Annotated in this window: 13 protein-coding genes and 2 riboswitches; of the genes, 6 read left to right on the forward strand and 7 right to left on the reverse strand. The window is 56.3% G+C overall.

Annotation, left to right across the window (positions count from 1 at the left end; genetic code table 11):
- Positions 1-194: 194 nt before the first annotated feature.
- The 5 genes from gcvPB to TH468_RS15160 form a co-directional block, all read right to left on the reverse strand.
- Positions 195-1,691, reverse strand: a complete 1,497-nt coding sequence (gcvPB, locus tag TH468_RS15140) for an aminomethyl-transferring glycine dehydrogenase subunit GcvPB (RefSeq protein ID WP_085645468.1) — start codon at positions 1,689-1,691, stop codon at positions 195-197.
- The gene (gcvPA, locus tag TH468_RS15145; protein WP_062948382.1) at positions 1,688-3,043 is read right to left on the reverse strand and encodes an aminomethyl-transferring glycine dehydrogenase subunit GcvPA; all 1,356 of its coding nucleotides are present in this window, start codon (positions 3,041-3,043) and stop codon (positions 1,688-1,690) included. Before gcvPA ends, gcvPB begins: the two co-directional genes overlap by 4 nt.
- A gap of 3 nt (positions 3,044-3,046) precedes the next feature.
- Positions 3,047-3,418 carry a glycine cleavage system protein GcvH gene (gene gcvH / locus TH468_RS15150; protein ID WP_007092285.1) on the reverse strand — a complete coding sequence of 124 codons (372 nt, stop codon included), beginning with the start codon at positions 3,416-3,418 and terminating at the stop codon, positions 3,047-3,049.
- Between the two features lie 165 nt (positions 3,419-3,583).
- The gene (gene gcvT / locus TH468_RS15155) at positions 3,584-4,696 is read right to left on the reverse strand and encodes a glycine cleavage system aminomethyltransferase GcvT (protein WP_085645595.1); all 1,113 of its coding nucleotides are present in this window, start codon (positions 4,694-4,696) and stop codon (positions 3,584-3,586) included.
- Between the two features lie 57 nt (positions 4,697-4,753).
- Positions 4,754-4,856: riboswitch (glycine riboswitch) on the reverse strand.
- A 3-nt stretch (positions 4,857-4,859) separates the two neighbouring features.
- Positions 4,860-4,983: riboswitch (glycine riboswitch) on the reverse strand.
- 237 nt (positions 4,984-5,220) lie between these two features.
- Positions 5,221-5,769 carry a hypothetical protein gene (locus TH468_RS15160; RefSeq protein WP_085645470.1) on the reverse strand — a complete coding sequence of 183 codons (549 nt, stop codon included), beginning with the start codon at positions 5,767-5,769 and terminating at the stop codon, positions 5,221-5,223.
- 266 nt (positions 5,770-6,035) lie between these two features.
- Here TH468_RS15160 and ispH point away from each other — a divergent pair, with 266 nt between their 5' ends.
- The 5 genes from ispH to TH468_RS15185 all read left to right on the forward strand — a co-directional run bounded on the left by ispH (position 6,036) and on the right by TH468_RS15185 (position 11,767).
- A complete protein-coding gene (ispH, locus tag TH468_RS15165; protein WP_007092365.1) occupies positions 6,036-6,983 on the forward strand; it encodes a 4-hydroxy-3-methylbut-2-enyl diphosphate reductase in 948 nt (315 codons plus the stop codon).
- Positions 6,984-7,015: 32 nt separating this feature from the next.
- The gene (locus tag TH468_RS15170; protein ID WP_085645472.1) at positions 7,016-7,990 is read left to right on the forward strand and encodes a homoserine kinase; all 975 of its coding nucleotides are present in this window, start codon (positions 7,016-7,018) and stop codon (positions 7,988-7,990) included.
- A gap of 6 nt (positions 7,991-7,996) precedes the next feature.
- Positions 7,997-8,440 (forward strand): ribonuclease HI, encoded by a 444-nt coding sequence (gene rnhA / locus TH468_RS15175; RefSeq protein ID WP_007092363.1) that lies wholly within the window; start codon positions 7,997-7,999, stop codon positions 8,438-8,440.
- A 217-nt stretch (positions 8,441-8,657) separates the two neighbouring features.
- On the forward strand, positions 8,658-11,057 hold the full coding sequence (locus tag TH468_RS15180) for a bifunctional diguanylate cyclase/phosphodiesterase (RefSeq protein ID WP_246832350.1): 2,400 nt from the start codon (positions 8,658-8,660) through the stop codon (positions 11,055-11,057).
- A gap of 35 nt (positions 11,058-11,092) precedes the next feature.
- A complete protein-coding gene (locus TH468_RS15185; protein ID WP_085645476.1) occupies positions 11,093-11,767 on the forward strand; it encodes a DNA-3-methyladenine glycosylase I in 675 nt (224 codons plus the stop codon).
- Positions 11,768-11,818: 51 nt separating this feature from the next.
- Here the strand turns inward: TH468_RS15185 and TH468_RS15190 are convergent, their stop codons facing one another.
- Positions 11,819-12,559, reverse strand: coding sequence for an SDR family NAD(P)-dependent oxidoreductase (locus TH468_RS15190; protein WP_085645478.1), 741 nt, complete (start codon positions 12,557-12,559; stop codon positions 11,819-11,821).
- 122 nt (positions 12,560-12,681) lie between these two features.
- Between TH468_RS15190 and TH468_RS15195 the strand changes: the two genes are divergently transcribed.
- Positions 12,682-13,290: a TetR/AcrR family transcriptional regulator gene (locus TH468_RS15195; RefSeq protein ID WP_085645479.1), complete on the forward strand. Its 609-nt coding sequence runs from the start codon at positions 12,682-12,684 to the stop codon at positions 13,288-13,290.
- A gap of 46 nt (positions 13,291-13,336) precedes the next feature.
- On the opposite strand, the gene TH468_RS15200 is transcribed toward TH468_RS15195, so the two are convergent.
- Complete coding sequence (locus TH468_RS15200) at positions 13,337-15,394, reverse strand: protein meaA (RefSeq protein ID WP_085645481.1); 2,058 nt, start codon at positions 15,392-15,394, stop codon at positions 13,337-13,339.
- Between the last annotated feature and the right edge of the window lie 182 nt (positions 15,395-15,576).

Here is a 15,576-nt window from a genome sequence, read left to right on the forward strand (position 1 = left end):
TCAATCCTCCGGCAACGGGCTTGACCCGATCCCTGTTCCCCCGATCACCCACCCCCGTGGTCAGATGATCACATTAAAACGAGTATAAGGGTCCAGATTGCTACAAGTCCAATGGGTTTCAAGAACAAGCCTTTGAAAAAGAACACCCCGGCCAAATGACCGGGGTGCGCAAAAAGGTTATGTTGCGTTGCAAATCAAGCAGTTTCAGGCATCCAGCGCAGAACCGGCTTTCTTGCCGCTGCCGTTTCGTCAAGACGACGACGCGGCGTCAGATACGGCGCATTTTTAAAGAATTCCGCATCCCCCGACTCCGCCTTGGCCACCAATGCCAGCACCGCATCGCAGAACTGGTCAATCGATTCCTTGGTTTCGGTTTCCGTCGGCTCGATCAAAAGCGCGCCATGCACCACCAGCGGGAAATACATGGTCATCGGGTGGAAGCCCTCATCGATGATCGCCTTCGCCAGATCCAGCGTCGAAACACCGGTATCTTTCAGGAAATCATCGTCAAACAGCGCTTCATGCATGCAATAGCCGGGGAATGCCACGCTCAGCTTGTCTTTCAGACGCGCCAGCAGATAGTTGGCATTCAGCACCGCATCGCCCGACGCCTGACGCAATCCGTCCGCGCCATGGCTTTTCATATAAGACAGCGCACGAATGAACATGCCCATCTGGCCATGGAAGCCCTTCAGACGACCGAAAGGCTTGTTACCATCCTTCTCGTCTGCGGTTTCCACCAGATGGAATTTCTCGCCCTTGCGCACGACATAGGGGATCGGTGCAAACGGGGCCAGTGCGTCGGAAAACACAACCGGACCCGAACCCGGTCCACCGCCGCCATGCGGGGTCGAAAAGGTCTTGTGCAGGTTGATATGCATCGCATCAATGCCAAGATCGGCCGGGCGAACCCGTCCGACAATCGCGTTGAAGTTCGCTCCGTCGCAATAGAAATACCCACCGGCCGCATGGACCAGATCGGCAATCTTGCGAACGTCGCGTTCAAACAGACCACACGTATTCGGGTTGGTCAGCATGATACCCGCCACATCGTCGCCAAGCTTGGCTTCAAACGCCGCAAGGTCCACACGGCCATCTTCGGTGGCCGGGATCGAATCAACCGTGAAACCGCATGCCGCGGCCGTTGCCGGGTTGGTCCCGTGTGCTGATTCCGGCACCAGAACACGACGACGGTTTTCACCGCGCGCATCAAGGGCCGCACGGATCGCCATCATACCGCAAAGCTCGCCCTGTGCGCCGGCTGCCGGCGACATGGAAACGGCGGGCATCCCGGTCAGAACCAGCAGCCAGTGCGCACAACTGTCAATCAGTTCAAGCGCCCCCTGAACCGTGCTTTCGGGCTGCATCGGATGCAGGTCGGCAAGACCGGGCATCCGCGCAACCTTTTCGTTCAGGCGCGGGTTGTGTTTCATCGTGCACGAACCCAGCGGGAAGAAGCCGGAATCAATGCCAAAGTTTTTCTGCGACAGGCGCGTGAAATGACGCACCACCTGCGGCTCGGACAGGCCCGGCAAACCAACATCACTATCGCGATCAAGGCCGCCAAGGCGTGATTTGATGCCCGCTGGCTTCGGAAGGTCAACACCGGTACGACCCGGTTCGCCCTGTTCGAAAATCAGCTTTTCCTCAAGAACGAGGCCGCGGTTACCGGTATGGGTCGTAAAGCTCATGCCAGCACCTCCTTCAATGCAGACGCAAGGTCCGCGATGTCTTCGTCGGTGTTGGTTTCGGTCGCCGCCACCAGCATGTAATGGTCCAGATCGTCACGGTTCGGATACAGGCGCGACAACGGAACCCCACCAAGGATACCCTTGGCAACCAGTGCCTCGACCACCTCGGCTGCCGGTTTGGCAAGCTTGACGGTGAACTCGTTAAAGAAGCTGTCATTGACCACTTCCGCACCCGGTACCGCATCAATCGCATCGGCGGTCTTGCACGCGGTTTCATGGTTAAGCGTTGCCACACCACGATACCCGTCCTCACCCAGAAGGCTCATATGCACCGTAAAGGCCAACGAACACAGACCGGAATTGGTGCAGATGTTCGATGTCGCCTTTTCGCGGCGGATATGCTGTTCACGCGTCGAAAGTGTTAGAACAAAACCGCGCTTGCCGTCCTGATCGACAGTTTCACCACACAGGCGACCGGGCATCTGGCGTACCAGTTTGCTGGTCGTGGCAAACAGACCAACATATGGCCCGCCATAGTTCAGGTTGTTACCAATCGACTGGCCTTCGCCGCAGACGATATCCGCGCCAAAGCTGCCCGGTGATTTGACCGCGCCAAACGCCATCGCCTCGGTAAAGACCACGATCAGAAGCGCACCCTTGGCATGGCACGCATCCGCCAGCTTCGTGTGGTCCTGAATACGGCCAAACACGTCCGGATACTGAACAACCACGCAGGCGGTCTGATCATCGATCAGATCATCCAGCTCGTCGGCGGTTGCCTGCTTTTCCGGGTGCCCGTCGCGACCGGCAACTTCGGTATCGCTATACTGGCAATAGGTTTCCGTGACTTCACGGTAATGCGGATGCAGACCACCCGACAGAACCGCTTTCTTGCGCCGCGTTGCGCGGCACGCCATCAGAACGGCTTCCGCGCACGACGTTGCCCCGTCCCACATCGATGCGTTGGCCACATCCATGCCGGTGATCGATGCCACCTGGGTCTGGAATTCGAACAGATACTGCAACGTACCCTGCGCGATTTCCGGCTGATAGGGGGTATAGGCCGTCAGGAATTCACCGCGCTGGATGATGTAATCGACCGTCGCTGGAACATGGTGGCGATACGCCCCCGCACCCAGGAAGCTCGGCACGCTGGCCGTGCCCATGTTTTTGGCGGCCAGTTTCGCCATGTCGCGTTCGACCTGCAATTCGCCCAGATGATGGGGCAGATCGACCGGCTCGGACAGCAGCGCGCCTTCGGGCACGTCGCTATATAATTCATCAACGGACTTTGCCCCGATGGTTTCAAGCATCGAGACGCGATCCGCCTTGGTTAGCGGAAGATAACGCATATCTTAAAGGCCTTCGACAAAGTCTTTATACGCAGCTTCGTCCATCAGCTCATCAAGCTGGGACTCATCGGAAAGTTCCATGCGGAAGAACCAGCCATCGCTTTCCGGGGCTTCGTTCACCAGTGCCGGATTGTCATCAAGCTCTTCGTTGGCTTCGACAACCACGCCATCAAGCGGGGCATAAACGTCGCTGGCGGCCTTGACCGACTCAACAACCGCCGCATCACCATCCTTGGTCAGCTTTTTGCCAACTTCCGGCAGCTCGACATAAACGATATCGCCAAGCGACTGCTGGGCATAATCGGTGATGCCAACGGTCGCGACACCGTCTTCATATTCAACCCATTCATGTTCCTGCGAGAATTTTTTAGCCATTGTAATCGTCCCTGTAAGATCAGTTGTCTCTAAAATCTGTGGTCTGTCCGGTCTTCCCGTTTTCCGGGATATTCCGGTTTTGCGGCTTCCCGGTTTTTCCGGTTGTTCCGCTAATTCAATCCCGGAAGGGCGACGTCGCGCCGCCCGCCCGATCCGTTCTGGCGATCAGCCGCGATAATAACGGTGCGGTGCAAACGGCAGCTCGACGATTTCCGCCGGGCGGGCCTTGCCGCGCACCATCAGATCGACTTTGGTACCCGGGGCGGCAAATTCAATTGCGACATATCCCATCGCAATCGGGCCATCCACGGTCGGGCCAAAACCACCGCTGGTGATTTCGCCAATTTCTTCACCGTCACTGTTCAGGACCGGGGTATGTTCACGCGCAGGCGCCTTGCCTTCGGGTTTGATCCCGACACGTTTGCGATCCGCGCCATTGGCAAGCTGATCAAGGATGATGTCTGCACCCTTGAACCCGCCTTCTTCGCGACGACGCTTGTTGATGATCCAGTTAAGGTCGCCTTCGACCGGGGTGGTCGTGGTGTCGATATCGTTGCCATACAGGCAAAGACCGGCTTCAAGACGCAGCGAATCACGCGCGCCAAGGCCAATCGCCTCGACCTCTTCCTCGGCCAGAAGCTTGCGCGCCAGTTCTTCGGCGCGGTCGTTCGGCACGGAAATCTCGTAACCGTCTTCGCCGGTGTAACCCGACCGGGTGACAAAGCACGCGATACCGGCAACATCGATCTCGGCAAAGCTCATGAATTTCAGATCGGCAACCGACGGTGCAAACCGTGCCAGCACGCGGGCGGCATCCGGGCCCTGCAATGCCATCAGGGCGCGGTCATCAATCTCGATCAGCTCGACACCGTTATCAAGATTGGCCCGCATATGGACAATGTCATCATCCTTGCAGGCCGCATTGATCACCAGAAACAGGCTGTCGCCCGCATTGGTGATCATCAGATCGTCCAAAATCGTGCCATCGTCATTGGTGAATGCGGAATAACGGGTACGACCGGGTTTCAGGATCGCGATGTCACCGGGCACAAGCTTCTCCAGCTCGGCCACGCGGTTTTCACCGGTCAGGCGGACCTGCCCCATATGCGAAACGTCAAAAAGACCGGCCTTCGCGCGGGTATGCAGATGTTCGCCCTTCACCCCCAACGGATATTGCACCGGCATGTCATAACCGGCAAACGGCACCATCTTGGCACCCAGTTCCACATGCAAATCATAAAGGGCGGTCTTAAGCAGTTCGGTTTGATGATCGGCCATCAAGGTCTCCAGACAGGCGTTGCGAAACATAGCCGACCAATGGCCAACCACGTCCCCCTCTGTCTTGGAGCCTGAAAGAATCACAGCCGGTTTGGATACCGGTCTGCTTACATCTTCGGCGAGACGCACATCGGTTTCTGATGCCGCCTGCTTTCCAGAGTCCCATCTCCCCGCGGTCCGTTTGCCTGAGAGTTTCCGGGGTGGTTGCTCCTTCGGCGTCCGCGCAATCCCTATCGATGCAATCACGCACACCGATCAAGACCGTGGCACTCTCCCACGGGGATCATTTGGGTATGCCCCCTTATACGGATTTGAATCCGACCAGACCAGCCCCAAAAATCACATCCTTTCGACCCCACCCATTGGTATGAGGATTAAAAGCCCCTTTTTTAGCCCCTCCGGCAAATGCCCATCACTTTGTATGAGGATTACCGAAAACGAACTTTCGTCCAAAAACGAAAATCCCGCCACGCGATGCGGGCGGGATTTGATTACTCACTAAAAATGAATAATAGGCCGGATTATTAATTTTTTCCGAAGCGTCGATTGTAATCAAGCTGATCGGCGCTCAGCTGGAAACCAAGGTAAATCTCATAATCCGGACCGGCCCAGACATCGTCCAGCGGCACGTTCAAAGTCACCTGCTCGTCACGATACCGCGCCAGGTTCAAATTGCTCGGAAACGCCATCTGAACATCAAACAGATTCTTCTGGATAAACTCGCCGGACGGGTCCTTAAGGGCTACGAAATACTGGAGTTTTGCGTTGCGCCCCTGTGCGGCCGGGCCCAGTTCGGCATTGATCACCGGGCTGATAACAACGTTCAGGACCTTGTCATCAAGGTCATAACCGCAATCGCCCAGATAACCGCCAAATTCGGCTTCAAGGATCACATCGGTCAGGTCCTTGCCCTGACCGTTGAACTGCACCAGACGGGCGGTATCATTGGGCAAAAAGGCCCGCGGGCATGCCGGGACCGGCTGCTCTTCGAACGTGCCGCACGCTGCCAGGAAACCGGCAAACGACACCAAACCCAATGCACAAATACGCCGCAGTCCGTTCGCAATCGTCATCCAAGCCTCTATAGAACTGGTCAAATCCGCTGTCATGCCCGATCCGGGCACAACCGCGCGCAGTCTATTCGCTCCGATATGGCGACACAACCCGCTTCCGTTTCAAATCGCGGCATGGGGCCTAAATACATGGCCGGACATAGCTGAACATGCATCTTTACACGGTGTCTGTCATTGCGTGTGCGTTGCTGGCGGGTTATGTAACGAAGACATTTGAATAACCGTGCCATCGCATGGCGCACATCATGAACATTCGGACCCGTATCATGTCTGACAAAGCCGACCTTCGGATCATCCTTGCCAACCCGCGCGGTTTCTGTGCCGGGGTGGATCGTGCGATCGAGATCGTCGAAAAGGCGCTGGTGAAGTACGGCGCGCCGGTCTATGTCCGCCACGAAATCGTCCACAACAAATTCGTGGTCGACCGCCTGCGCGATATGGGCGCTGTTTTTGTCGATGAACTCGATAGCGTCCCGGATGGCGTGCCAGTAATCTTTTCCGCGCACGGTGTACCGAAATCGGTCCCCGAAGCCGCCGAAAGCCGCCAGCTTGAATATCTTGATGCGACCTGCCCGCTGGTGTCCAAGGTCCATCGCGGGGCGGAACGCCACCATGCAGATGGCAAACATATCCTTCTGATCGGCCATGCCGGCCATCCCGAAGTCATCGGCACCATGGGTCAGCTGCCACCGGGCAGCATGACCCTGATCGAGACCGAAGAAGACGCCGAAAACCTTCAGGTCGAAAACCCGGAAAACCTTGCCTTCGTGACCCAGACCACCCTGTCGCTGGACGATACGGCCAAAATCATCTCGATCCTGCAACGCCGCTTCCCCGCGATCGAGGTCCCGAAAAAAGAAGACATCTGCTATGCGACCACCAACCGCCAGCACGCGGTCAAGCTGATCGCGACCGACGCCGATGCCATTCTGGTTCTGGGCGCACCCAATTCGTCGAACTCAAACCGTCTGGTCGAAGTCGCCAAGCGCGAGGGATGCGACCGTTCGGTTCTGGTCGAACGGGCCAAGGATATCGACTGGTCCAAGCTTGACGGCATTTCGACCCTTGGCATTACCGCCGGTGCCTCCGCCCCGGAAATTCTGGTCGAGGAAGTCATTGATGCCTGCCGTGAACGTTATAACGTCACGGTCGAAACCCTGACTTTGACCAATGAAAACGTCACCTTCAAGCTGCCCCGCCAGCTTGCCAGCTAACCCCGCTCTGACGCAGGAAATCCGGATATCCCATGGCCGTCTATACCGACGTTTCTGACGAAGATATCGCCCGTTTTGTTGCCGAATACGATATCGGCACCGTGATTTCGTTCAAGGGAATCGCCGAGGGTGTCGAAAATACCAACTTCCTGCTTCAGACCGATCAGGCATCCTTCATCCTGACCCTGTATGAAAAGCGCGTGAACCCCGATGATCTGCCGTTTTATCTGGGTCTGATGGATCATCTGTCCGCCAAGGGTCTGAATTGCCCGACACCGATCCACGGCAAGGACGGGGTTGCGTTACGCCGTTTGTGTGGACGTCCGGCCGCCATCACATCCTTCCTGAACGGCATGTCGCCGCGCCGGATCATGCCTCATCACTGTCTCGGTCTTGGCGCGGCACTGGCGCATTTGCACACCGCCGGTCAGGACTTCGACATGTATCTTGGCAATGCGCTAAGCGTTAAGGGCTGGCGCCCGCTGTTTGAAAGCTGCCGGTCCGATGCCGATGGCGTTCAGCCCGGCCTTGAAAAACTGATCGAGGATGAACTGGTCTTTCTCGAAGCAAACTGGCCCCATCAATTGCCCGCGGGCGTGATCCATGCCGACCTTTTCCCCGATAATGTATTTTTCTTCCCCGGCAAGGATGACGTATCGGGCCTGATCGATTTCTATTTCGCGTGCAATGATCTGCTGGCCTATGACATTGCGATCTGCATGAATGCATGGTGTTTTGAACCTGATAACAGCTTCAACGTCACCAAGGCCCGCAACCTTCTGTCAAGCTACGGTAAGGTGCGCGCATTGTCCGATGACGAACTGGCCGCCCTTCCGATCCTTGCGCGCGGGGCGTCTTTGCGGTTCCTGCTGACCCGTCTTTATGACTGGATCAACACGCCCAAGGACGCGCTGGTTACGCCGAAAAACCCGCGCGAATACATCAATAAACTGCGCTTTCATCAGCGGATCGACAGTGCCAGCGCCTATGGCCTGGGCGAGGAATAGAATTACATGACCGGAACGGACAATAAACGCGTCGAAATTTATACCGACGGCGCGTGCAGCGGCAATCCCGGCCCCGGTGGCTGGGGCGCGATCCTGCGATTTAATGGCGTGGAAAAGGAAATGTCGGGCGGCGATCCGGAAACCACCAACAACCGTATGGAAATGATGGCCGCCATCAGCGCGCTTGAAGCGTTAAAGCGTCCCTGTGTTGTCGATATCTACACCGACAGCAGCTATGTCCGCGACGGAATTACCAAATGGATTTTCGGCTGGCAGAAACGCGGCTGGAAAACGGCGGATAAAAAGCCCGTCAAAAATGTCGAGCTTTGGCAAAGGCTTCTGGAAGCTCTTAAAACGCATAAAGTCGAATGGCACTGGGTCAAAGGCCATGCCGGACACCCGGAAAACGAACGGTGCGACGAACTCGCCCGTCAGGCCGTGCCGAAATAAACTTGGCATGCAAGTGCTTGAAGCTGCTGTACTTCGATCCAAGATAGATGGATCGAAACAGTTTTTGTGAACACTATATGAAAAAAATGAAATCAAACTTGCTTTTGGGCTGACTTCCAGATTGAGTAACGTCAGTGTCAGGGGTGTTGGACCCCATCCTAAGGTCGGGTATGGTTGCCATTAACTAGTCGATAGTGGGTGCCGAGGAGAAATACGCTTGTCGCGCGGATCGTACGGCTTTTTACAACGGAAGTCGCTTAGCAGCCGATTGCTTTTTATCGCGCTGCCGCTCGTTTCATTGTTCTCCCTCGCCCTGTTCGTTGTCTTCGGATACGTCAGTTACACGGTTCTGCGTGACGACCTGAACGAAAAGATTGAACAGACCGCCGACATCAATGCCCGCGTTCTGGCGACGCCGTTCTGGTATCTGGATGTCGACAATATCGAATCCGCCCTGAACGCCATGAGCCGCGATCGCGACATTGTCGCCGTGCAGGCCTTGGGGGCAGATGGCACCGAATTCGCCCATACCGGCGTATCGCAATCCGAACTGAACGATACCCTGCGCCTGTCGCGTCGCGTGTTCTTTGAACGCAATAATGTCCGCCACGATGTCGGCGAACTGGTGATCTATTTCACAGAAGCCCGCGTGCAGGATTTGCTGTTCCGCCGGATGGTGATCGACATGATCCTGTTCGGCCTGCTGATTGCAGTTGTCGCCGCCAGCCTCCTGATCGCCAACAAACGCTCGATCAAGGAACCGCTGAACCGGCTTTTGCATTCCATCCGCATGACCAAGCATGGCCGCCTGCGCCGGCCGGTGGAATGGAACAGTTCCGATGAACTGGGCCTTCTGATCCGCGAATATAATGAAATGGTGACCCTGCAAGGGCAGGCACAGGAAGAAGCCCAGCGCAAACAGGCCCTTCTGGAAGCAACCCTTCACAATATCGGCCAAGGCATATGCCTGTTCGATCAGGACCTGAACCTGATGGTCTGGAACGAACGCTATATCGAATTGCTGAACCTGCCGCGCGATCTGGTCAAGGAAGGCACACCACTTTCCGATATTCTGCGTTACAACGCCGAACGCGGCGAATATGGCGATGTCAGCATTCAGGCCCTGATTTCCGACCGCGTTGCGATTGCACGCCGTCGCGAACCCTATCGCATGGAACGCACCCGCCCGAATGGCCGCGTGGTTCAGGTGGACCACAACCCGATGCCCGGCGGCGGTTACGTTGCGACCTATACCGACATTACCGAACGCAAACAGACTGAAGCCCGCATGCGCCATCTCGCCGTGCATGACGTGCTGACCAGCCTGCCGAACCGCACCCTGTTCCTTGACCGTCTGCGTCAGGCATTGCTGTCCGCCCGCCGGTTCCAGCGCGGGGTCACGGTGCTGTTTGTCGATCTGGACCGGTTCAAGGACATCAACGATCACTTTGGCCATGATGTCGGCGATCTGATGATCCAGGAAATGGGGCAGCGCCTTTCGCGGATCATCCGTGATTCCGATACCGCCGCCCGTCTTGGCGGCGATGAATTCGCGATCATCCAAACCGATGTGCAGAATATCGAAGACACCATCGCCCTTGCCCAGCGCATCATCGATGAACTTTGCCAACCGTTCGATTGCCGCGGCATTCGCCTGCATTCGACCGCCAGTGTCGGTATCACCCTGTTCCCCGAAGACGGCGAAAACCCCGAACAGCTGGTCAAAAACGCCGATATGGCGATGTATGCCGCCAAGGCCGAAGGCCGCAACAATTACCGCTTCTTCCTGCCGTCGATGCATGAACGGGTCAAGGAACGCAAAACGATCGAAGAAGATCTGCGCAACGCGCTGGAATATGATCAGCTCGAACTTTACTATCAGCCGAAAATCGACTGTCGCACCGAAAAGGTCGTCGGGGCCGAAGCACTGGTGCGCTGGCACCACCCGGATCGTGGCATGATCCTGCCGGGCGAATTTATTTCGGTGGCCGAGGAATGCGGCCTGATCAACCGGCTGGGTGCATGGGTTCTGAACAAGGCCTGCAAACAGACGCAAATCTGGCGCGAAACCACCTTGCCGGGTCTTCGGATTGCCGTGAACCTATCACCGGCACAGTTCCAGGATGCCGAACTGGTCAGTTCCGTCACCCAGATCATGGATCAGACCCGCCTGCCCGATGGCACGCTGGAACTGGAAATCACCGAATCGATCCTGATGAACAACCCGGAAAAAGCCGTTTCAACCTTGAACGAGCTTAAGGCCCTTGGCGTGCGGATCGCGATTGACGATTTCGGCACCGGCTATTCATCGCTGAACTATCTGAAACGTTTCCCGGTTTCGTCGATCAAGATCGACCGGTCGTTTGTCAACGACATCCATGTCGATATGGATGACAAGGCGATTGTCGATGCGGTGATCGGCCTGGGCCACAGCCTTAATCTTGAAGTCGTCGCCGAAGGTGTCGAAGAAGTCGAACAGCACGAATATCTGCGCGACAAGGGATGCGACTTCATTCAGGGCTTCCTGTTTTCCAAACCATTGCCCGCCGCAACCTTTGAAAGCTGGGTTCTTGAACGCCAAGGTGGTCAACCGGCACGGGTCGCGGTCAAAAGCTAGACAACGATCAGGCTCCAGATATCAAGGGTTACGGAATGGCGTTACGTTCCTTCCATGACATCATTGCCGAAACGGCCGCGCTAAAGGGCGGCATGGATGCGATTGATGCACGGCTGATCACGCCCAAAACCCCCGATGAAATCCGCAAAATCCCGTCGGACCGGTGGCTTTCGGCCATGACGATGTGCGTGTTTCAGGCGGGGTTTAGCTGGAAGGTCATTGAAAACAAATGGCCGAACTTCGAAGCCGCCTATGACGGGTTCGATATCAGCCGCTGGTCGATGATGCATGACGAGGATATCGACCGCCTGATGGCAACCGACGGGCTTGTCGCCCATGCACCGAAAATCAGATCCGTTGGCCCGAACGCCCATTTCCTGTGCCAGATCGAAGATAAGCATGGCAGCGTTGGTGCATGGTTCGCCGATTGGCGGGTTGCCGATTACTGCGACAATCTGCGCATCCTTCACAAAGGTGGATCGCGCCTTGGTGGCAAAACCGGGCAGGTCTTCCTGCGCCGGATCGGGGTCGATACGCTGGTCTTTTCCAACGACGTGATCACGGCTCTTGGCCGTGAAGGCGTAGTATCAAAAATGCCGTCATCGGCCAGGGATTTTACCGCCGTTCAGGATGCGATAAATCAGTGGCACGGCGAAACCGCCCGCCCGCTAACCCAGATCAGCCAGATTTTGGCGTTATCGGTGGGCTGATGCGTTTCACCCCACCGATCATCGTTCAGATTACGGAAAACACCCGTTCAATCAGGCATTCACACCGCTATCGACGGTGAATTCCGCACCGGTAACCGTGCGTCCCTCGTCACTTGCCAGCCACGAAACCAGACCGGCCGTATCTTCGGAACGGCTGAATTGCTTGATCGCCATAAAGCTGCGCATCGTGTCGCCGTTCTCGCCATTTTCCGGGTTCATGTCGGTATTGGTCGGGCCCGGATGCAGCAAATTGACCGTAATGCCACGTGGCCCCAGATCACGGGCAACCCCACGGGTGAAACCGATCAGGGCTGATTTGGTCATGGAATAAAGGCTGATACCGGGGAACGGCACCTTGTTTGCAAGGCTGCTGCCCGTCGTGATGATGCGCCCGCCATCGGGCATATGTTTCACGGCTGCCTGAACCGCGACAAACACGCCGCGGATATTGACGCCAACAATACGATCAAACGATTCAAGTGTTTCGTCCTCGATCGAACCACCGCTTAGAATCCCGGCATTGTTCACCAGAATATCAATCTTGCCGAACGTTTTTGCCACTTCCTCGATTGCGGCCTGCACCGCCGCGGGATCGCTGTTATCCGCCTTGATCGCAAGGGCCTTGCCCCCCGATGCCTTGATCTCGGCAACAACTTCGGCGGCCTTGTCTGCCGCATTGCCATAAGTAATCGCAACCGCAGCCCCATCGCGGGCCAGACGTTTTGCAATCGCAGCACCAATGCCCCGGCTGCCCCCGGTTACCAATGCTGCTTTACCATTAAGTTGGGTCATTTCTGGAAACTCCAATAATTATGTAATGTTCACTACAAAAATAAATGCGCCCCTTGCAATCATCCGTCAAGCGATTTATTTATCGATCACTACATAATTCATCGAACCCGAGGTTTTTCTAAATGGCTGGACGTGGACGCCCCCGAACCTTTGACCGGGATACTGCATTGGAACAGGCGATGGAGGTCTTCTGGACCAAGGGATATGAAAGCACCTCCATCTCGGACCTGACGACGGCAATGAACATGAAACCGCCAAGCCTGTATGCCGCCTTTGGCGATAAGGAAGCGCTGTTTGAAGAAGTCATCAGGCGTTACAACAGCCAGTATGGCGCAAGACTTTGGGGGGATTTGGAACGCTTCGAACATCCAAAGGACGCAACCCGGCATGTCCTGATGACAACGGCACACCTGTATACGCAGGATGACACGCCGCATGGATGCATGGTGGTGCTTGCCGCGCCACAGGCGGACTCCAATCATGCAAACGTCAATCGGGCCCTGCGTGACCTACGCCGCCTCACCGTTGGCAACCTGAAAAACCTCTATGCCAGGGCACAGCATGACGGCCTGATCCCGCCCGCTGCGAATATCGACAATATGGCGAACTATTACACGACGGTGCAGTACGGCATGTCGATCCAGGCACGCGATGGCGCAACGCGCGACGAACTGATCGCCGTTGCCGACGCCGCCATGGCAACCTGGCCAAGCCTGATCAGCACAACATGATTAGCCAAGGCAAGAAACCGGCCGCCACCGCAATCAACCGCCACAATCAATAGATCGCGGTTCCGGCCCCTTCCGGCTTGCCCTCAACCTTGCGCGGGGCCGGATGTTCGGTTGATTTGCGATCCACCAGATCGACAATTTCGGAAATCACCCGGACCAGTTGGTAATCCTTGGGCGTATAGACCGCCGACACCCCCATCTGACGCAGGACAAGCATATCCGCATCCGGGATGATGCCGCCAACAACAACGGGAATATGCCCCGCCCCGTGTGCGCGCAATCCATTCACCACTTCGCGCACCAGCGGCACATGCGACCCTGACAGGATCGAAAGCCCGATCACATGCGCGCCTTCGTCGATGGCATTGCGCACCAGTTCATCGGGCGTCCAGCGAATGCCATCATAAAGCACGTCGATCCCGGCATCGCCTGCCTTGACCGCGATCTGTTCCGCCCCGTTGGAATGACCATCCAGCCCCGGCTTGCCGACCAGCATCTTCATCCGTTCGCCAAGCTTTTCGGAAACTTCATCCACGCGACTGCGCAGTTTTTTGATGTCTTCTTCATCGCCGGTCACGATCATCGATGTGATGCCGGTCGGGGCGCGATATTCACCAAACACCTGACGCAGCGTTTCGGACCACTCCCCGGTTGTAACCCCGGCATGGGCGCACGCAATCGAACTTTCCATGATGTTGCGGTCTTCGCGGGCGGCGGCTTCAAGATCGGCAAGGCTTCTGGCAACAGCCGCCTGATCCCGGCCAGATCGCCATTCTTTCAGTTTTTCGATCTGTTCCTGTTCGGCCATGTCATCGACCGTCAGGATCGATTTTTCACCCGATGTCAGGGGCGATGCTTCGGTTTCGGTATAGGCATTCACACCGATCACCTTGGTCAGCCCGGTTTCGATATCGGCCAGACGGCGCGCGTTGGATCGCACCAGTTCCTGTTTCATGTAACCAAGATCGACTGCGGCAATCGCCCCGCCCATGGCATCGATTTTCGCCAGTTCTTCGCGTGCACCGTCCTTAAGCAATCCGACCTTGCGTTCAATCGCCGGGTTGCCGTCAAACAGGTCATCATATTCCAGAAGGTCGGTTTCATAGGCCATGATCTGTTGCAGGCGCAGCGACCATTGCTGATCCCATGGGCGCGGCAGGCCAAGGGCCTCGTTCCACGCCGGAAGCTGCACGGCACGCGCGCGCGCATTTTTTGACAGTACCACCGCCAGCATTTCGATCAGGATGCGATACACATTGTTTTCGGGTTGCTGTTCGGTCAGGCCAAGCGAATTAACCTGCACGCCATAGCGGAACCGGCGATATTTTTCATCGGAAATGCCATAACGATCCCGCGTGATTTCATCCCATAATTCGCAAAATGCCCGCATCTTGCAAATCTCGGTCACAAACCGGATGCCGGCATTCACAAAAAATGAAATGCGCCCGACAACCTTGGCAAAATCCTCTTCGGGCACCTGACCGGATGCCTTGACCGCATCAAGCACGGCAATCGCGGTCGCCAGCGCATAGGCCAGTTCCTGCTCGGCAGTCGCCCCGGCTTCCTGCAAATGGTACGAGCACACATTCATCGGGTTCCATTTCGGCACCTCGCGATAGGTAAAGGCTGCAACATCGGTGATCAGTTTCAGGCTGGGTGCGGGCGGAAAGATATAGGTCCCGCGTGACAGATATTCCTTGATGATGTCGTTCTGGGTCGTGCCCTGCAGGCTGTCGCGCGGCGTTCCCTGTTTTTCGGCAACGGCAATATATAACGACAGCAACCATGCCGCCGGCGCGTTGATCGTCATGGATGTGTTCATCTGATCAAGCGGAATACCGTCAAACAGGGTCATCATGTCGCCCAGATGCGATACCGGCACGCCGACCTTGCCGACCTCGCCGCGCGCCAGAACATGGTCCGAATCGTAACCGGTCTGGGTCGGCAGATCGAACGCGACCGACAGTCCCGTCTGCCCCTTTGCCAGATTCTGACGGTACAACGCGTTCGATGCGCTGGCCGAACTGTGCCCAGCATAGGTACGGATCAACCACGGGCGATCGCGTTCCGACTTTGCTGCACTGCGTTGATTTTCCATCGACATGGCGACCTCACGTATCTTTATTACCCAAAATCTTTATTTTTATTACAAGAAAACGTTATTAAATTACCTACTAGACATCACTTGGATAATTATATAACAATTTGTGCAACGCGATAAAAGCGAAAACTAAGAAAGCACTTCGGGAACCCCAACCATAAACCTAGGGAAACAGGTGCATTTCA

Origin of the sequence: Thalassospira sp. MCCC 1A03138 (genome assembly GCF_002115785.1) — a bacterium.
In the GTDB taxonomy this organism is placed as follows: Bacteria; Pseudomonadota; Alphaproteobacteria; order Rhodospirillales; family Thalassospiraceae; genus Thalassospira.